Here is a 17,634-nt window from a genome sequence, read left to right as displayed (position 1 = left end):
GGACATGAAGATTCACAAGTGGAAGCAAGGGGCCTTGAGTGTATTTGTAGCAACGGCGTTGATTGCAGGCTGCTCCTCACAGCCGACCAATCAAACGGGGAATGACACGTCGGCCAAAGGTAACACATTAGTCATCGCTTCCTTGACGGACCCAGACTCGCTTGATATGCACAAAACGAGCTGGCTGAGTATGGAAAACAGTTTAATATACGAGCCTTTGTTGACCCGCGATGCAACAGGCAAACTCCATCCGGGTTTGGCAGAGAAGTACGAAATCTCGCAGGACGGCAAGGTTTGGACATTTACCCTCCGCAAAGATGTCCGCTATCACTCTGGCGATCCAATGACGGCAGCATCCGTAAAAGATTCGTTTGAGCGTTTGCTTGCCATTTCGCCTGTGAAGGGGCTTGCAGGTCCGATTGAAAAAGTGGAAGCAACAGACGAGCAAACGCTCAAGGTGCATTTTAGCCAACCGTTTGCCCCTTTTGTTAACGTCATTGTCGGTGGATTAGTCTCGCCTCTTGACGCCAAAAAGGCAAAAGAATTAGGGGATGGCTTCGCAAATAACCCATCTGCGACGGGGCCGATCATCTTTGACAAACGCGAGCGGGGTGCTTCGCTCACCTATAAGAAAAATCCTGATTATAACTGGGCACCGGAGTACGCTACCAACAAAGGTCCTCTGCAAGTGGACGGTATTATGTTCCGGCTTATGAAAGACGACGATACGCGGCTGATGGAATTCAAAAAGGGTACGGTCCATGTGTTGTATGATGCGCCGCCGAACTCGGTTGCGGAGCTGGAGACACTGCCCGGAGTCAATATTGAGAAAGTGATGGACATTGGAAACAAATACATCGCTTTTAACAATAAGCACCCGTTGTTTTCAGATGTCCGTCTGCGTAAAGCAGTAGCCCTCTCCGTAGATCGCGATCCACTTGTTCAGGTAGCATTGAACGGATTCGGCAAGCCGGTCTATGGTCCATTGGCACCCACGATTTATGGCTACAGTGAAGCGATTGAGAGCAAGGCGAAGCAGTTGTATACGAGAGATTTAGGCAAAGCTAAGGAGTTGCTAGCGGAAGCAGGCTGGACGGACAGTAATGGGGATGGCATCGTAGATAAGGACGGAAAACCGTTGTCTATAGAAATGCTCGTCTCTCAAGAGCCAGCATTTCAGCGAGCGGTGCAAATTTTGCAGAGCCAGCTGAAAGAAGCAGGTATTGATATGAAAATCAGCGTGCAAGAAATGACGACCATCAAAGAGCGTATTTCGAAAAAGTCGTATGACATGGCTTTGATGTACTATGGCTGGTTTGACGCTGATATCTTGTACCTCATCTTTGAAAAAAGCAATTCAACAAGCCGTACTCATTACAACAGCCCTGAGTTGGATGTTTTACTGAACAAAGGACGTTTGGAAATGAATGAGCAGGCGCGTCTCAAGATTTACGAAGATGCACAGGAGATTTTGCTAAATGATTTGCCGTGGGTCCCTTTATGGGTAAGTGAGACGGTTGTAGCAACTCGCGGGGTCAAAGGCTTTACAGTCAATCCGTTCACGCAAGGTATTACGTTGCATGATGTCACGCTCGAAAAATAGACAACGGAGGTGAAGGCATGCGCCGATATATAGTAAAAAGATTACTTTCCCTGGTGGGTACACTGCTTGGCGTATCCGTCCTGATCTTCTTGATGGTGCACCTCATTCCGGGCGATCCCGCAACACAAATACTCGGACAGTTTGCAACACCAGAGGCCATCAGCCAATTGAGAGCGACGCTAGGTCTGGATCAACCACTGTGGCAGCAATACATGCGATTTGCTGGAAACCTGTTCGCTGGCGATTTGGGAACATCGTTATTCACTGGCGAAAAGGTATGGGATCAGATTATGAACCGTTTCCCGATCACCATGCAGCTTGCCATCCTTAGTGTAATCATTGCCGCAATATTCGGTATCTTGATGGGTACGATTGCTGCCGTCAAACAAAACACCATCATCGATCGGCTTGTGGTGCTTACCTCGTTACTCGGTATTTCGGCACCCGGCTTCTGGATTGCCTTGTTTCTCATCTGGATTTTTGCTTACAAGCTAGCCTTGTTTCCGATTTCCGGCTATGAGGGGATTCATTCCCTGTTGCTGCCAGCGATCACCTTGGGCATGGCGGAAGCGGGAATGATCGCCCGTATGACCCGATCCAGCATGCTGGAAGTCATCAAGCAGGATTACATGCGGACTGCCGAGGCCAAGGGGGCGGCGCTTTTCCGAATCATATTGAGCCACGGTCTGCCGAACGCCATTATTCCTGTTGTCACGATGTTAGGCTTGCAGTTCGGTTCGCTCCTGGCTGGAGCTGTGGTGGTGGAAACCGTATTTACTCTGCAAGGGATCGGCAGCCTGGCGATTGAGGCGATCAGTAAACGGGATATGCCGACCATACAGGGCATGGTGTTTTTCATGGCGCTGATTTTTGCCTTAACCAATTTGATCGTGGATCTCATTTACAGCCGAATTGATCCGCGAATCCATTTCGACTAAGGAAGGAGCAGATGGATGGTGAACAGTAATCGTCCGGAGTCGTATTGGGGAGGGATGGGCAAACGGCTGAGACGCAATAAGACAGCAATGGCGGGTGTGGTCATCCTGATCGTCTTTACACTGGGATCGCTTCTTGCTCCAGTCATTTCCCCTCATCCTGTCGAACAAATGAACTTTAACAGCCGATTAAGCGCTCCGAGTCTGACTCATTTTCTCGGAACAGATGATTTTGGCAGAGATATTTTTTCCCGTTTGTTGCACGGGGGGCGAATTTCCTTGCTGATGGGCCTGATAACGGTTGTGCTTTCTACCTTGATAGGTGTAACGCTCGGTATTATTGCTGGCTATTATCGTCGCGTGGATCTGTTTATCATGCAGGGCATGGATATTCTCATGTCACTTCCTGCCCTGCTTCTGGCGATCGCTGTCATTGCGGTCTTGGGTCCCGGTTTAACGAATGCCATGATTGCGGTAGTGATTGCCGTTATTCCGTCTTATGTGCGGGTCGTTCGCTCTGCAGTCTTATCCATAAGGGAAAAAGAGTACATGGAGGCTGTTCGCGCTCTGGGGATTAGGGACTGGCAGATTTTGCTGAAGCATGTTTTACCCAATATTCTCTCCCCGATCATCGTGCTTTCCACCATTCAATTCGGTGTGAGTATTTTGGCGGCAGCTGCTTTGAGCTTTCTTGGATTGGGGGCGCAACCACCGATGCCAGAGTGGGGAGCCATGGTTTTTGTCGGCAAGGCATTCTTGAGTCAGGCCTGGTGGATGTCCATTTTTCCAGGATTGGCCATCATGCTGGTTGTCCTTGGCTTCAATCTGTTAGGTGACGGATTACGGGATGCATTTGACCCGAAAACGAGGTAATGGATGAAGGGGGCACGAGCTGATGAAAGAGGTACTCTTGGAAGTAAATGATTTACGTTTGCAGTTTAAGACGGACAAGGGCGAGCTGCCAGCGCTGCAAGGTATTTCTTTTCAACTGAAAAAAGGTGAGACGGTCGCACTGGTAGGCGAGTCTGGCTGTGGAAAAAGCGTGACGTCGTTGGCGATCATGGGGCTCTTGTCACGCTCGAATGCGCAGATGGAGGGTAGCATTCGGTTCCGTGATACCTTATTGAACCAGTTGAGTGCCAGTGAACTTCGCAACATTCGCGGAAAAGATATCGCGATGATTTTTCAGGAACCGATGACATCACTCAATCCGGTCCATACGATCGGCCGACAGCTGGAGGAAGTGTATCAGCTGCATACCGATTTATCGAAAAAGGAACGCCAAGCAAAAGCGATTGAGATGCTTAAAAAAGTGGGCGTGCCGAGAGCGGAAGACATCATGCGGGAATATCCCCATCAGCTATCAGGTGGGATGAAGCAGCGTGTCATGATTGCTATGGCGATGGCTTGCAACCCAGATTTACTAATCGCAGACGAGCCGACGACTGCACTAGATGTGACCATTCAAGCGCAAATTTTGGAACTGATGAACGATCTGAAGGAGAACGACCATACCTCCCTGCTGCTCATTACGCATGACTTGGGAGTGGTGGCTGAAATGGCTGATCGTGTACTTGTCATGTACTACGGGGAGATCGTAGAGGAAGCTGACGTTGCCAGTCTGTTTTCCAATCCGAAGCATCCGTATACGATTGGACTTTTACGTTGCATCCCCGATCTGGATGAGGAGGAGAAGCTGCGCCTCGATCCGATTGAAGGCAGTGTCCCGCTATTGGGTGAAGTGACACAAGGGTGTGCATTCCGCTTCCGCTGCTCGCAGGCCGAAGAGCGATGTTACCAAGAAAAACCGCCGCTTAAGGCAACAGGCACAGGCACACAGGCCGTTCGATGCTGGCTGTACGAGAACAAGGAGATGGCGGTATGAGTGATATCTTGTTATCGGTAAACGATTTAAAGACGTATTTTCCCATTAGCAAAGGAATGTTTCGCAATAGCGACGAAGTGATCAAGGCAGTTGATGGGGTTTCTTTCCAGTTGCGAAAAGGCGAAACGCTTGGGTTGGTAGGAGAAAGCGGTTGTGGCAAGTCAACGACTGGTCGCAGCATCATGCGTCTCATTGAGCCGACGGGTGGAACGATTGAATTTGAGGGGCAAAACATTTTGGATATGTCGGCTGCACGTTTTCGTCCACTCCGCAAACGAATGCAAATCGTGTTTCAGGACCCGTATGCGTCGTTAAATCCACGGATGACCGTGCAAGGGGCTTTGGAGGAAGCGTTAGGCGTCAAAGATCCGCAGATGTCTACGAAAGAAAGGCGCGATCAAGTAAAAGAACTGCTTCAGATGGTCGGACTGAATGCTCAATACGCTACTCGCTTTCCCCATGAGTTTAGCGGAGGGCAGCGGCAGCGGATCGGGATCGCTCGAGCACTGGCGGTAGAACCTTCATTGATCGTAGCAGATGAGCCGGTTTCAGCACTTGACGTCTCCATTCAGGCGCAGATCGTGAATCTTTTGCAGGATTTGCAGCAACGTCTAGGCTTGAGCTATCTGTTTATTTCACACGATCTAGGTGTCGTTCGCCACATCAGCGACCGGATTGCGGTCATGTATCTTGGAAGAATCGTCGAAATCGCCAGCAAAAAGGATCTGTTTGCGCGACCGTTGCATCCGTACACGGAAGCGCTCATGTCAGCGGTTCCCAAAGCCAACCCGTTTCGGAAGAAGGAGAGAATCGTTCTTTCCGGGGATGTTCCCTCGCCAGCAAATGTTCCCGTTGGGTGTGCGTTTCATACCAGGTGCTCATATGCCACGGACATTTGCCGCACAGTGCGTCCTGTCGCTACATTAGCTTCGCCACAACATTATGTCGCTTGTCATTTATATGGAACAGAAGGGATGAAGTACATTGAAAATCGAACGAATTGAATTGCAGCAACTGCACATGCCACTTCGTTTCCGTTTTGAAACGAGCTTTGGATATACGACCATCAAAGAGCTCATTCTGGTCAGTGTGTATGGAGAGGGAGAGGTAGGGCACGCGGAAAGTGTGGCGATGTCGGCCCCTTATTATAGTGAAGAAACGACCGAGACAGCATGGCACATGATGGAAAAGTTTATGATTCCGAAGCTATTCACGAGTGAGATCGAGACCCCAGAGGATGTGGATCGGCTGTTTGCCCCCATTCGCCGCAATAACATGGCGAAGGCGGCATTAGAAGGCGCAATCTGGGATCTCTATAGCAAGCAAAAAGGAATCTCTCTCGCCAAAGCATTAGGAGGCGAGAAATCTGTCATAGATGTAGGGATCAGCATCGGTATTGAACCGACTGTCGATCAAGTTTTGGCAAAAGTAGAGCGCCATCTCGGTGAGGGCTATAAGAAGATCAAGGTAAAGATCAAGCCGGGCTTTGATGTAGAGGTGATTCGAGCAATCCGCGAACGCTTTGGCGAGGGTGTCCCGCTGATGGCGGATGCGAACTCCGCCTACACGATGGAGCATTTGGATGTGATGAAGGAGCTGGATCAATATGGGCTGATGATGATCGAACAGCCACTCGCCCATGATGACATTATTGATCATGCCAAGTTGCAAAGGGAGCTGTCCACTCCCATTTGTCTCGATGAAAGTATTCACAATGTGGATGATGCCAGAAAAGCGATAGAGCTAGGCAGCTGCGGCATTATTAATATCAAGGTGGGGAGGGTCGGTGGATTAACAGAGTCCAAACGTATTCACGACTTATGTCAGGCACACGACATTCCGGTTTGGTGCGGAGGCATGATTGAGTCGGGTGTCGGCCGCGCGCACAACATTGCGATTACCTCTTTGCCGAATTTTACGATCCCAGGTGATACAGCCGCCTCCAGCCGTTACTGGGAGGAAGACATCGTGGAGAATGGTGTAGAGCTGATGGCTCCCGGCCAATTGGCAGTACCAGATACCCCGGGCATCGGTTATACCCTGAACCAAAAGGCGATCGGCAATTATGTAATTCGTACGGCAAACTTCCGGCCTTAATCAAAAATGAAAAGGGGAGAAGGAGCATGGCGGATTGGGTTCAATCATTTGAGGAGTACGCGCAGAAGCTGCTTGCAGAGGTAAAAGTAACAGGAACGGCAGTCGGATTGGCGGAGCAAGGAGAGCTGAAGTATTTCCATGGCTTCGGTTTGGCAGACAACACAGAGGATGCAAAAGCATTAACCCCTGATACGGTGTTTGGTATTGGTTCTGTTACCAAGTCCTTTACGTGTGTGGCCATTATGCAGCTTCAGGACGCAGGAAAGCTATCGGTTCATGATCCGGTGATCAAGTACCTTCCAGAGCTACGCACACCTAATGAAACGTATACTCGCGAGATTACCATCCATCAATTGATGACACATACCGCCGGCTTTCCCCCTTTGGATACATTAGCGGGTGCAATGAAAAGAAGCATTGTGGAGGGAGGGGATGACCTGTCCTCTAGCTCCGGTCTTGCTTTTGATCTCGATAAAGCGGAAGAGATCAATACAAAAGAAGAATTCATGGACTATATCGGCAAGCTGAATTATGAATTTCTAGGTGCGCCAGGGACGGAGTTTAGCTACTCCAACGACAGTTATGCCATGCTCGGTCTGATTATTGAGCGAGTGAGCGGGGTTTCCTACGAGCAGTTTGTGCATGACCATATTTTGGAGCCTGCCGGGATGAAGAACAGTGCTTTTCTCGTTGAAGATTTGCCAGAGGAAGCAGAGGTGGCTACGCTATTCACCCGAAAGAGCGAAAAGGATGGCGGTGAGGTATTCCGTTCACCTTCATGGTGGGATTCACCATCGATGCGTGCCGCTGGTTTTCTGAAATCGACCATTCACGATCTATTGCGCTATACGGAAATTTTTAGAACGGGTGGACTGGTGGGCGAGAATCGCTTGCTCTCACCTGAGAGTGCGCAGGCCATGACGGCGCCTCATTTCTCGATTTCGCCGTTTCAAGCATACGGCTATGGATTGTTTGTAGCCAATTGCCATGATGGAACACTCATTGAGCATGGTGGAGCGATCAAGGGAGTTGCGGCACAAATTTTTGTTTTACCGGAGCGGGGCCTGACAGGAGCCATACTGATGAACACAGATGGCGGGCCAATGGCAGATTTGATGCATGGCATATTAAACGCAACCAATGGCCGCCCTCCGAGTACAGTGCCGTTCCAATATCCGGATTATGAAATTTCTGTAGATGCACTCGCTGCATTTACAGGGGAGTACCGCTCGTCCGAAGGTGCTACTGTATCGGTAGAAATCGAAGAGAACGAGCTGGTAGCGAAGAGTAATGGAACGAATATTCCACTTCGTTCAGTGGGAGAAGACAGCTTCGTCATGAAGCGGGGAGAAACGGATGCGTTTATCCGCTTCGTTCGCGATGAGGCAGGAGTAGTAACACGGATGGGCTTTGGGGCTCGTCAGCTGATAAAGGTCCTTGCCGAAAAAGAACAAACGGTATAATACAGCAAAACGCGTACCTGCAAGAGCTTATGCTTGCGAGGTACGCGTTCTTTCTATTTGTAAAAACAAAACGATCCGTTTCGCAAGATGGATTTGCGCTTATTTTTCGACAAATGCTACAATATTGAAAACGGTGAGAGGGTGCATTTCTGTGGCGATTTTGCAACATCCTGTCTTTCGCCGTTTGTATACGGCCCACATTGTACACATCATCGGAAATGAATTTACATTTATTGCGGTCGTTGGACTTTTACATGATTTAAGTGGATCGGGTCTTTCTTTTGCGGCAGGTACTGTGTTTCGCATGATCCCTTATGTATTTGCTAGCTTTTTCGCAGGGACGCTTGTGGAGAATTGGGATAAACGGCGAGTCATGATTGTCGTCAATCTACTTCGCGGCATTCTCGTCAGCTTGTTTTTCTTCATTACATCTGCGACCTACTTATGGGTGGCTTTTTTGTTATTGATTCTGGTTAATATTTGCAGTGCTTTTTTTCAACCAGCCATGCAAGTAGCGATCGTACAATCCGTGGAGGAAAAAGACAGGCTGGCTGCCAATTCCCTTTTGCAAGGGACGACTTCATTTCTCATTATTGTTTGTCAGGGTGTGGCAGCAGTTCTGGTTTACTTGTTCTCCTACCGTTACAACTTTTTGCTCGATGCCGCCTGTTATTTGGTGTCGCTGTTCATCTTGCTTCCGCTTCCGCATATCGCCAATGATGTTGTATCGAAAGCGGCTGTATCTTTTATGGAAAGGCTAAAAGAGGGCTTCCGTTATATCGGCAAACATCGGGAAATTGGCAGTGTGATCGGCTATCAGATGGCGGAACGGGTATGTGGCGCCTATTACATTATGCTGATGTACTATGTTCTTACGGAGCGGGGAGAGGGCTTGTATGTATTCGGACTCCTGGATATTCCGCTGGGCCTCGGGGGTGTGATCGCCGGGATTGCCGTGAACAAGCTGTCTGAGCGCCTGAGTGAAAAGGGAACGTGGCGTATCCAGGGATGGGCGCTCGTTGCGATGGGATGCTCGATTTTCGCCGTGTTTCATACGAAACCACTACTTGGATTGGCAATCGCCATCCTCTTTGCATCAACGGCTCAGTTTAGCTCATCGATATTGTCTGTGACGAAGCTTCAGCGACTGTCTGATCCTGCTTATTTGGCTCGCGTTTTTTCCATTCGAGAAATGGCGACCATGGGAAGCTTTTCTGCGAGCTGCTTGATTCTCGGGTTCAGTGCAGAGCAGGTCGGCAGTGCCGCTGTCTCCGTGTGGCTTGGTTTCTTTGGGGTTGCAGCAGGACTTCTGTGGCTTTGGAGCCGTCGTAAGTTGCAAAAGATCGCAGACGTACAGTCAGACTTAAGGAGAAATTCCTCTGCTTAATTGGAGCAGAGGCTCTTTATTATATAAAATGAAACTTTTAGATTTAATAAATATAATTATTGAAAAAGTATGAATCTGATTATACAATGAATGGAAAAAAGAGAAAAAGGAAGATGCAGCATGAAGGAATTATGGCGGAAGCGTTCATTTCGTTGGTATTGGCTGGGGATGTTTTTATCTGGTCTGGGGGATCAGTTTGGCTGGATGGGCTTGACTTGGTTTGTCATGAATAAAACAGGCTCACCTGCTGCGATGGGTGGGGTTGTTCTTGCGTATATGCTCCCTGCTGTTTTTGCTGGTTTAGTCGCGGGAGTTTTGCTGGATAGGTTTGATCGACGCAAGCTCATCATGATGGACAATGTGGCGCGAGGACTCATTTTTATAGCGTTGGTCGCATTATTGCAAGTCGATCAAGTTCCGCTATTTGTGATATACATACTGATTGTGATTGCAGGAATCCTTTCTCCGTTGAGCACAGCTGGGGCGCAAACATTGTTGCCGAGAATCGTCTCGGACAAAAATCAATTGGTGAAAGCGAATGGCGTGATGGAAACGCAATGGCAAATTGTTTATATGTTTGGACCGGCACTCGCGGGTGTTTTAATCGGGTTGATTGGGGAAGCTTATGTTCTGTTGATCGATGCGGCCAGTTTTTTTGTATGTGCCTTCTGCTTCTCCCGACTGCCGCGTGAGCTTACGAAAAGTGCGAATCCTACTACGATTGCAAAAGGTCAAATGGGCGTGTTCTTTCGTTCTCTCTTGAGTGACATGCGGACAGGGTATCGCTATATATTTGGACGCAAGCAATTGATTATTCTTGTCTTTTTTACATTTTTATTTAACATGTCGTACGGTCCTATTGAAATTGCACTTCCCCTGTATGCGAATCAGGATTTGGCAGGGGGATCTGTTGCATTAGGGATGCTGTGGTCTTCTTTGGCAGTCGGGGCATTACTAGGCTCCCTCTTTTTCTCGACAGTTACGTGGAAACTTCCGTTGGGGTCGACGCTAGCAGGGATTATCGTGGCGTGGGGATTGACCACATTGCCGATCGCATTATTCTCGAGGTTGGAGATCGCGATGGCTTCGATGGTTGTGGCGGGCTTTTGCTTTGCTCCTTATAACATCATGTATAGAAGCTATCTGCAAAAGCAGGTGCCCGATGCTCTCTTGGGGCGGGTATTGACCAGTGTTCGTACGATTACGGGGACAGGAATGCCAGCGGGAGCGGCTGTCTCTGGCTTCCTCATACCCTTCTTGGGCGTTCAAGGGATCATTGGAGCCGGAGCAGCCGTATGTATCATTTTCGGTCTCATTGCATTCGCGGGATTGAAAAACTTGGACGATTCCTCATCACTTCCGATTGAGGAGAGGTGAGACGAGGTTTTTTAGCCACTGAGGCAATAGGAAGTAGATGCGGGAGAGCGCATGCAGACGAAATGGCATGGCAACCTCTGCCCGCTTTGCTTCCGCCGCTCGATAAATGGCCTTTGCCGTTTGTTCTGGCGTCAATAAATACCGACTAACTTTGCTGCGATAGCTACCCGTTTTGTCTGCCTTTTCCAAAAAGGGTGTGTCGATCGGCCCTGGCATCGCACACGTTACAGAAATTCCACTGCCTTGCAGCTCGTGGCGCAGCCCTTCACTAAAGCGGATGACAGCTGCTTTGCTGGCTGCATACACCGCAGCTTTGGCTGTTGCGACCTGTCCGGCAAGTGAGGCAACCGTGATAATATGACCTTGCTTTTGTTGAAGCATCATCGGCAAAAAGGCACGTGTCGTATAGAGAACACCGGAAATATTCGTTCGCAGTGTTTCTTCCAGCTCTTCTACGCGCATTTCGATCAGCGGTTCAAAGACGGCCATCCCGGCATTGTTGTAAAGAAAATCGCAACGTTCGAAGCGGATGTGCACCCATGCAGCAAACTGCCGAATGTCTTCGTTGCTGCTGACGTCTAACGGGTAATGATGGAGTCGATCAGGATTATCTTTTTGTAACGAAACGAGTTCCTGGGTGATCGCTTTCCGGCTTGTGGCAATGACACAGTCTCCTTTTTCCAAATGAAGTCGAGTCAAAGCTAGACCAAGGCCACCAGAAGCCCCGGTGATGACGACAATACGGGGAATCGACATGTCATTCTCTTCTTTCCTTGTAGAGTTTGTTTCCATTGTAAATGACAAAGTATAAGCCCCTGAGTTGATGTGAAGGCTAGCCTCTAGGGGGTGAATGCACATGCCAGCAGTAAAATGTTCTGTAGCAAACTGTGAATACTGGGCGAAGGGCAATCTTTGCAGCGCCGAAGAAATCATGGTAGAGATTGACGCTCACGCAACTGTTAACTTGAAAGAAGAGTTTGCAGGTGAGTTCGGTCAAAATACGCAGCATAAGGATCAGGCGTCCACTTCGTCTGAGACCTGTTGTCTGACGTTCAAGCCGAAGAAATCAGAGAAGTAGTAGCGATGCTTCGGCGCAAAAAGGACGTATCCCGTTAAGGTGATACGTCTTTTTGCTATTCAACCTATACGCTTGTCTTAGCTGGAAAAAGCTCGTTGACTTGTTGGGCAACCTCTTCCCAAGAAGTGACTCGATGGACGAGTGGGGGAAGAGAAGCCTGATTATACGGAGTGTCAAACAAGAACACGGGAATTTGCAGCGCTTCTGACAATTGCAAAGCGTTCTCCAGACGATCCTCCAAAAAAAGGTCCACGCCCCATTTGCGAGCAGCTGAAAGCTTGTCGTGGCTCCCAATCAAATCCACTTCATGGTGAGGGATATTGTAGCGAGCAAACCATTGTAAGGTCACATCGCGGTGACGATCCTCACGAGCACTGATATATACCAGCTTGTGGGAGGAAAACCAATCGCGCAAAACCTGATCGGCAATTCCGTGAACAGGCGCCCCATCATAAAGGCGTTCCCCGTTCTGATCCAGCCACATTTCAAACTCTGCGTCCGTGATTTGATACACATTGGCTAAATTGTACTCCACACAATCTTCATATCGTAAATCTCTTCCAAAGCTCTCATTCATCAACGGAACAATACTGCTAGGTGATGTGACTGTACCGTCAATATCAATACCAATGGTTAGGATTTTGTCTGGTTTCATTCTCTCGCCTCCCGTTTAAATTGTACAACGTAGGCAGACAATAAGGCTACTTCCTTCACTTAATTAATCCTTTACCAAAAAAGGGGCTGAGCATGCTATGTTGGATCGACACGAACGTAATGATGCGAAGCGGAAGGAAGATACCGGTTTTTCCGAGACGGTTGATCAGCACGACAGGGAGTTTGCAGCGAATACGTGGACACAGGCCGTCTTTGACGCAGAGGAAGACCGGTCGAGACGCAGGATTCACTATGATCCCCACTCCTTAACAGAGCGCTATACAGGTGAGCTGGATGAGGAGCGTAACGACTTTTCGGAGCGTTTGGATGGCGTTGTCCTGACCAAAGAGGACCGTTCACCGGTCGCCAAAGTCAGAGATGACGACATCGAGGCAGCGGCGGAAATCGCCGAGCCGATTCCGACCAGTCGTGCTGCCAGTGAGATCGACCCAGACGAGGACAGCCGGGAAAATGGGGCCACAGGTATTGGGATGACTGGCTTGGGCTTATCGATCCTGTCCCTGTTTCTCATGCCGTACTTGGTGGCTCCAATTGGTATGGTGCTTGGCTACCTGGCGTATCGACGCAACTCGAAGACGCTGGGTGCCTGGGCGATGATCATAGGTGCTATTGCCATTTTGGGCGCATTAGTCATCTACCCGTACTATACGGCTCGCTAAAAGTATCAAACCGCAAAACCTCTCCGCTTCATTCAGTCGGAGAGGTTTTTGTGTTGCCCCACTGCTATTTGTACAAGGAGGAGATGAAAGGCGTAATCGCTGCGATAACAGCGTCACAAAACACATCGGAACGACTTACCCGATTATCCGTTAAGAGGGAATAGGCGCCGCCGCGATGATTACTGCCGACGGTTTTCCCCCATTCATCTATGATGGTACTGAGCTCAATTTGCTCCTGCTGGATTCGGTGAACGGCTTGATTCGGGATAGGAAAAGCCAACCCCTTTCCAATAAATAGCTCACTTCCATTCCAGGCTGCGCAGATGGAAATCAAATACCACTGCTTTGTAAACTGCTCATCGTACATAAGTCCGCCTTCCAAGCCTAGCCCAATCTCTGCTTCTGGGGTTTGACTACGTGCAGCTTTTGCTCGATTGATCGCTCCTGTAATTGTTTCCTCTTCACTCATCGGTTGAGCCGCTACGCCAGAGGGGACCGATAAGCAGAAAGGTTCCGTTCCGGTTGCTTTTTGCACAGCCAGACGTTTTGCTTCATTTTTCGTTCCGAGTGCATAGCGGAAAATATGATAATCCAACGGTTTGTTCCACCTCTTTCCATCATCGATGCTAGTGGTAGTATACCACCTTTTGATTCGACCGCGATTCTCCAGGTTGTGATAAGATAATAGGCATAGAAAAAGTCAGACTTAGCATACGAAAGAGAAAGAGGAGTGGGCGATGAAATTTACAAAGCTGCATGGCTTGGGTAATGATTACGTTTACGTCAACTGTTTTGAGGAAGACTTGTCGGGTGTAGATTTACCCGAATTGGCAAGAAGGGTGAGCGATCGGAATTTTGGCATTGGGGGCGATGGACTGATCCTCATTATGCAATCTGAGCGAGCAGACTTTCGCATGCGGGTATTTAACAATGATGGCAGCGAAGCAAAAAATTGCGGAAACGGCTTGCGCTGTTTGAGCAAGTACGTATACGATCACGGTTTGACTCAGCAAACAACGTTTACCGTGGAGACGTTGGGAGGGACCGTCACTCCTGTCGTATCGCTTGGAGCAGACGGCAAGGTCGATCAAATAACAATAGATATGGGAGAACCTCGTTTTGAGCGTGCAGCGATTCCGATGACTGGCATTCCTGAAGAGCAAGTGCGAGAAGAGGTAATCGAAGTAGATGGAACTGCGTTTACAATGACGGCTGTTTCGATGGGCAATCCTCATGCCATCCTATTCGTGGATGAAGTGAAGGAAGAAGATGTTCGTCACTACGGGCCAATGATCGAGTACCATGAATGGTTTCCTGAACGAACCAACGTCGAATTTATCCAAATATTGAATCAGGAGGAAATTCTTTTACGTGTATGGGAGAGGGGATCAGGTGTAACGCTTGCCTGTGGGACAGGAGCTTGCGCTGCTGCAGTAGCTGCCCACTTGAGTGGAAAGGCCGGTAGAAAAGTCACTGTTCACCTGGCAGGAGGCGATCTCTTTATTGAATGGAAGGAAGCGGATAACCGCGTCTATATGACGGGGCCGGCTACTGAAGTTTTTTCTGGTAAGTATTTGGGGGAGATCCCATTTAAATAACAGCAAGCCAAAACCGTTTCCGTCGAAATCGACAGGAGCGGTTTTTTTACAAAAAATAGCGTGGTCACGGCGAATCCTTCATGCCGTCACCACGCTATCGAATTCGAATGAGCGTCACGCGTTATACACCTCATTTAGGTATGCGACATCCGTGCGATCGTACTGAGGGGTATTTTTGTTCATCTTCGCCAGTTCCGCTTGCAGTCTTTTCAATTCGGCTTCCATCTTCTTGATTTCTTCTTGCATAGCTTGTGCTGTCATGGTGGTTCTCTCCTTGTTGTTGTTTTTTATCTAAATTTATTGACTATTCTAACGAAAGGCCAAAACAATGTAAATAGCCTATATCTGGATGTAAGCGCTTTATCCGTGAATAGTCTGTGAACGGTTGTTCAGATTGTCTGATTTGGTCTTTTGAGAGCAACGCAATCGGGGAAAAATAAGGTCGAGAAGTGTAATACTTTGTATGTTCTTTACGAAAAGTCATGTTATGATGAAGCGTAGTATTCGGGCATCTTGCCCTTAGGAAGGTGTGTACTGGTGATTTACTTGGACAACAGTGCGACTACCCGGCCTCATCCTCAAGTGATTGAAACCGTTAGACGCGCGATGGAAAGCTACTATGGAAACCCGTCTTCTTTGCATCAAAAAGGAGTAGAGGCGGAAAATGTACTGAAGCAGGCGCGAAAGGTTGCCGCTCAGTATTTGGGCTGTAAAGAAAGTGAAGTTATTTTTACTTCAGGTGGTACGGAGAGCAATAATACGGCGATCAAGGGTATAGCCTTTCAATATCAAAACAGAGGGAAACATATTATTACGACGCAGGTAGAGCATCCGGCTGTTTACGATGTTTGCAAACAGTTGGAAGGCCTAGGGTTTATTGTGACGTATCTGCCGGTAGATCGTGAAGGTCGCGTATCGGTAGAAGCTGTTCAGAAAGCAATGCGTCCGGATACGATTCTCGTTTCGGTCATGCATGTGAACAACGAACTGGGAACCATTCAGCCGATCTTGGAAATCGGACAATGGTTGAAGCAATTCCCGAAAGTCTTGTTTCACGTCGATGCAGTCCAAGGAATTGGGAAAGTTCCTTTGCGCATCAAGGATTCAGGGATTGATTTGTTGAGCGTCTCTGCACACAAGTTTTACGGCCCCAGAGGAGTCGGCATTTTGTATAAACGGGAAGGCTTGATCATTCACCCTTTGATGATGGGTGGTGGCCAAGAGGGCGGTGTTCGCTCGGGAACGGAAAACCTCCCAGCCATCGCTGGTATGGCAAAAGCAATCCGGATTCTAGAAGAACTGGGCAGCGTGGAGATGATCAGGCTGCAAAAATTGAATCAACAGCTTCGTGAAGGGATTGCAACGATTGAAGGTTGCATGGTGAATACCCCGGAAGCGAATACGGCTCCCCATATTATGAATTTGTCAGTACCAGGAGTAAAAGCGGAAGTCCTGTTGCATGCTTTGGAGGAAAAAGGCTTTCTGATCTCCACCAAGTCCGCATGCTCATCCAAAGTCAATGAGCCAAGCAGAGTACTGACTGCGATTGGCATCGAGCGGGATTGTGCGTTGTCGTCTTTGCGGATAAGCCTGGGCCGGGAAAATACAGCGGAGGACATTCAGCAGTTTTTGAAGGCGTTAGAGGAATGCGTCAGTGTGCTTCGTACTTATATAAAACAACAACCTGCCCCCGCTCATAGAAAATAGTGTGGACAACTAAAAGGAGATAAACATGAACTACGATGTTATTTTAATTCGTTATGGTGAGTTGGCGCTTAAAGGAAAAAACCGCGATCAATTTGAAGAGGCACTTGTAAAAAGTGTGAGAAACGTACTGCGCTCGTTTTTTAAAGTAAAAGTTCGACGCAATTACGGTCGGATGTATGTGGAGCTGCATGGTGAGGACGCCTATGCGGTTATGGAGCGTTTGAAACGCGTTTTTGGTATTTCTTCCTTTAGTCCGACGATCCAGGTAGATCCTGATATTGAAACGATCAAGGAAAAAGCGCTGGAGTTGGTTCGTCAAATGGACCCACAGCCGCGCACTTTCCGTGTGGTTTCTCGTCGTGCAGATAAACGCTATCCAATTCAATCGATGGAAGTGAACCGCATGGTGGCAACACACATCTTGCGTGCACTTCCAGCTATCAGTGTCGATTTGCACGAGCCGGATATGATTGTTAATGTAGAAATCCGCACGGAGGGTACGTACATTAGTTGTGAAACCATCCCAGGACCAGGCGGTTTGCCAGTTGGGGTGAGCGGAAAAGTACTGCTGCTTCTATCTGGGGGGATTGACAGTCCTGTTGCTGGCTGGATGATGCTGAAGCGTGGTGTGACGCTTGAAGCGATTCACTTCCACAGCTATCCGTTTACGAGCGAGCGCGCTTTGCAAAAAGTACGTGACTTGGCTCATAAGCTGACCAAATGGGGAGGAACTGTCCGTCTTCACGTCGTACCGTTTACTGAGATTCAGACAGCTATTCGTGAAAAATGCCCAGAAGACTATTTGATTACCATCATGCGCCGCTTCATGATGCGCATTTCGGAGCGTGTAGCGGAAAATACCAATGCCAAGGCACTCGCAACAGGGGAAAGTCTCGGTCAAGTCGCATCGCAAACCTTGGAAAGCATGGACACGATCAACAAGGTGATTTCGATTCCAATTCTGCGACCACTCGTCGCCATGGACAAGGTAGACATTGTGGACCTTTCTCGCCAAATCGATACGTACGAGCTGTCTATTTTGCCGTATGAAGACTGCTGCACAGTGTTTACCCCGAAAAATCCTGTCACGCGACCGAAGCCTCGCCTCGCTGCAAAATTTGAGGAAGCGCTGGATGTAGAAGCGTTAGTGGAGGATGCTGTAGCGAGAAC

Annotated in this window: 18 protein-coding genes (1 of these 18 running past the window's edge); 14 read left to right on the top strand and 4 right to left on the bottom strand. The window is 48.6% G+C overall.

Annotated features, from left to right (window positions below; all coding sequences use genetic code 11):
* Positions 1–4: 4 nt before the first annotated feature.
* The 9 genes from ACKKE8_RS22285 (at position 5) to ACKKE8_RS22245 (ending at position 10,747) form a co-directional block, all read left to right on the top strand.
* Positions 5–1,603 carry an ABC transporter substrate-binding protein gene (locus ACKKE8_RS22285; RefSeq protein ID WP_409174940.1) on the top strand — a complete coding sequence of 533 codons (1,599 nt, stop codon included), beginning with the start codon at positions 5–7 and terminating at the stop codon, positions 1,601–1,603.
* 17 nt (positions 1,604–1,620) lie between these two features.
* Positions 1,621–2,541, top strand: coding sequence for an ABC transporter permease (locus tag ACKKE8_RS22280; RefSeq protein WP_409174939.1), 921 nt, complete (start codon positions 1,621–1,623; stop codon positions 2,539–2,541).
* A gap of 15 nt (positions 2,542–2,556) precedes the next feature.
* The gene (locus ACKKE8_RS22275; protein WP_409174938.1) at positions 2,557–3,411 is read left to right on the top strand and encodes an ABC transporter permease; all 855 of its coding nucleotides are present in this window, start codon (positions 2,557–2,559) and stop codon (positions 3,409–3,411) included.
* A gap of 22 nt (positions 3,412–3,433) precedes the next feature.
* Positions 3,434–4,423: an ABC transporter ATP-binding protein gene (locus ACKKE8_RS22270; protein WP_409174937.1), complete on the top strand. Its 990-nt coding sequence runs from the start codon at positions 3,434–3,436 to the stop codon at positions 4,421–4,423.
* Positions 4,420–5,427, top strand: a complete 1,008-nt coding sequence (locus tag ACKKE8_RS22265) for an ABC transporter ATP-binding protein (protein WP_409174936.1) — start codon at positions 4,420–4,422, stop codon at positions 5,425–5,427. The genes ACKKE8_RS22270 and ACKKE8_RS22265 overlap by 4 nt, the downstream gene beginning before the upstream one ends.
* The gene (menC, locus tag ACKKE8_RS22260; protein ID WP_409174935.1) at positions 5,408–6,520 is read left to right on the top strand and encodes an o-succinylbenzoate synthase; all 1,113 of its coding nucleotides are present in this window, start codon (positions 5,408–5,410) and stop codon (positions 6,518–6,520) included. Before ACKKE8_RS22265 ends, menC begins: the two co-directional genes overlap by 20 nt.
* A 26-nt stretch (positions 6,521–6,546) precedes the next feature.
* On the top strand, positions 6,547–7,983 hold the full coding sequence (locus ACKKE8_RS22255) for a serine hydrolase (protein ID WP_409174934.1): 1,437 nt from the start codon (positions 6,547–6,549) through the stop codon (positions 7,981–7,983).
* 151 nt (positions 7,984–8,134) lie between these two features.
* The gene (locus ACKKE8_RS22250) at positions 8,135–9,370 is read left to right on the top strand and encodes an MFS transporter (RefSeq protein ID WP_409174933.1); all 1,236 of its coding nucleotides are present in this window, start codon (positions 8,135–8,137) and stop codon (positions 9,368–9,370) included.
* Positions 9,371–9,490: 120 nt separating this feature from the next.
* Positions 9,491–10,747 (top strand): MFS transporter, encoded by a 1,257-nt coding sequence (locus tag ACKKE8_RS22245; RefSeq protein WP_409174932.1) that lies wholly within the window; start codon positions 9,491–9,493, stop codon positions 10,745–10,747.
* Here the strand turns inward: ACKKE8_RS22245 and ACKKE8_RS22240 are convergent.
* Positions 10,724–11,503: an SDR family NAD(P)-dependent oxidoreductase gene (locus ACKKE8_RS22240; RefSeq protein ID WP_409174931.1), complete on the bottom strand. Its 780-nt coding sequence runs from the start codon at positions 11,501–11,503 to the stop codon at positions 10,724–10,726. The two genes, ACKKE8_RS22245 and ACKKE8_RS22240, sit on opposite strands and share 24 nt — an antisense overlap.
* A gap of 100 nt (positions 11,504–11,603) precedes the next feature.
* On the opposite strand from ACKKE8_RS22240, the gene ACKKE8_RS22235 reads away from it, so the two are divergent.
* Positions 11,604–11,825, top strand: a complete 222-nt coding sequence (locus tag ACKKE8_RS22235; protein ID WP_409174930.1) for a DUF1540 domain-containing protein — start codon at positions 11,604–11,606, stop codon at positions 11,823–11,825.
* 64 nt (positions 11,826–11,889) lie between these two features.
* Here ACKKE8_RS22235 and ACKKE8_RS22230 read toward each other — a convergent pair whose 3' ends face one another.
* Positions 11,890–12,480, bottom strand: a complete 591-nt coding sequence (locus ACKKE8_RS22230; protein WP_409174929.1) for a 5' nucleotidase, NT5C type — start codon at positions 12,478–12,480, stop codon at positions 11,890–11,892.
* A 97-nt stretch (positions 12,481–12,577) separates the two neighbouring features.
* On the opposite strand from ACKKE8_RS22230, the gene ACKKE8_RS22225 reads away from it, so the two are divergent.
* Positions 12,578–13,159, top strand: a complete 582-nt coding sequence (locus tag ACKKE8_RS22225) for a DUF456 domain-containing protein (protein WP_409174928.1) — start codon at positions 12,578–12,580, stop codon at positions 13,157–13,159.
* Between the two features lie 64 nt (positions 13,160–13,223).
* On the opposite strand, the gene ACKKE8_RS22220 is transcribed toward ACKKE8_RS22225, so the two are convergent.
* Positions 13,224–13,754 (bottom strand): DUF84 family protein, encoded by a 531-nt coding sequence (locus ACKKE8_RS22220; protein ID WP_409174927.1) that lies wholly within the window; start codon positions 13,752–13,754, stop codon positions 13,224–13,226.
* Positions 13,755–13,896: 142 nt separating this feature from the next.
* On the opposite strand from ACKKE8_RS22220, the gene dapF reads away from it, so the two are divergent.
* Complete coding sequence (gene dapF / locus ACKKE8_RS22215; RefSeq protein WP_409174926.1) at positions 13,897–14,757, top strand: diaminopimelate epimerase; 861 nt, start codon at positions 13,897–13,899, stop codon at positions 14,755–14,757.
* 114 nt (positions 14,758–14,871) lie between these two features.
* Here dapF and ACKKE8_RS22210 read toward each other — a convergent pair whose 3' ends face one another.
* Entirely contained in the window at positions 14,872–15,018 is a 147-nt protein-coding gene (locus ACKKE8_RS22210) for a hypothetical protein (protein WP_017250402.1), read from the bottom strand.
* Positions 15,019–15,294: 276 nt separating this feature from the next.
* Here ACKKE8_RS22210 and ACKKE8_RS22205 point away from each other — a divergent pair, with 276 nt between their 5' ends.
* A complete protein-coding gene (locus ACKKE8_RS22205; protein WP_409174925.1) occupies positions 15,295–16,464 on the top strand; it encodes a cysteine desulfurase family protein in 1,170 nt (389 codons plus the stop codon).
* Positions 16,465–16,489: 25 nt separating this feature from the next.
* Positions 16,490–17,634, top strand: the 5' portion of a protein-coding gene (gene thiI, locus ACKKE8_RS22200) for a tRNA uracil 4-sulfurtransferase ThiI (RefSeq protein ID WP_376896251.1). 55 nt of this gene lie beyond the right edge of the window; 1,145 of the gene's 1,200 nt are visible here — the first part of the coding sequence; the start codon lies at positions 16,490–16,492; its stop codon lies beyond the right edge, outside the window.

It is taken from the genome of Brevibacillus fortis, from assembly GCF_046196545.1.
Classification (GTDB): Bacteria; Bacillota; Bacilli; order Brevibacillales; family Brevibacillaceae; genus Brevibacillus; species Brevibacillus fortis_A.
This window is presented reverse-complemented; position numbering and strand designations above follow the sequence as displayed.

Bases quoted from the DNA above. Each gene is read 5' to 3' on its own strand.
- ACKKE8_RS22285 (WP_409174940.1), top strand. From the start codon at position 5: ATGAAGATTCACAAGTGGAAGCAAGGGGCCTTGAGTGTATTTGTAGCA.
- ACKKE8_RS22280 (WP_409174939.1), top strand. From the start codon at position 1,621: ATGCGCCGATATATAGTAAAAAGATTACTTTCCCTGGTGGGTACACTG.
- ACKKE8_RS22275 (WP_409174938.1), top strand. From the start codon at position 2,557: ATGGTGAACAGTAATCGTCCGGAGTCGTATTGGGGAGGGATGGGCAAA.
- ACKKE8_RS22270 (WP_409174937.1), top strand. From the start codon at position 3,434: ATGAAAGAGGTACTCTTGGAAGTAAATGATTTACGTTTGCAGTTTAAG.
- ACKKE8_RS22265 (WP_409174936.1), top strand. From the start codon at position 4,420: ATGAGTGATATCTTGTTATCGGTAAACGATTTAAAGACGTATTTTCCC.
- ACKKE8_RS22255 (WP_409174934.1), top strand. From the start codon at position 6,547: ATGGCGGATTGGGTTCAATCATTTGAGGAGTACGCGCAGAAGCTGCTT.
- ACKKE8_RS22245 (WP_409174932.1), top strand. From the start codon at position 9,491: ATGAAGGAATTATGGCGGAAGCGTTCATTTCGTTGGTATTGGCTGGGG.
- ACKKE8_RS22240 (WP_409174931.1), bottom strand. From the start codon at position 11,503: ATGTCGATTCCCCGTATTGTCGTCATCACCGGGGCTTCTGGTGGCCTT.
- ACKKE8_RS22235 (WP_409174930.1), top strand. From the start codon at position 11,604: ATGCCAGCAGTAAAATGTTCTGTAGCAAACTGTGAATACTGGGCGAAG.
- ACKKE8_RS22230 (WP_409174929.1), bottom strand. From the start codon at position 12,480: ATGAAACCAGACAAAATCCTAACCATTGGTATTGATATTGACGGTACA.
- ACKKE8_RS22225 (WP_409174928.1), top strand. From the start codon at position 12,578: ATGTTGGATCGACACGAACGTAATGATGCGAAGCGGAAGGAAGATACC.
- dapF (WP_409174926.1), top strand. From the start codon at position 13,897: ATGAAATTTACAAAGCTGCATGGCTTGGGTAATGATTACGTTTACGTC.
- ACKKE8_RS22210 (WP_017250402.1), bottom strand. From the start codon at position 15,018: ATGACAGCACAAGCTATGCAAGAAGAAATCAAGAAGATGGAAGCCGAA.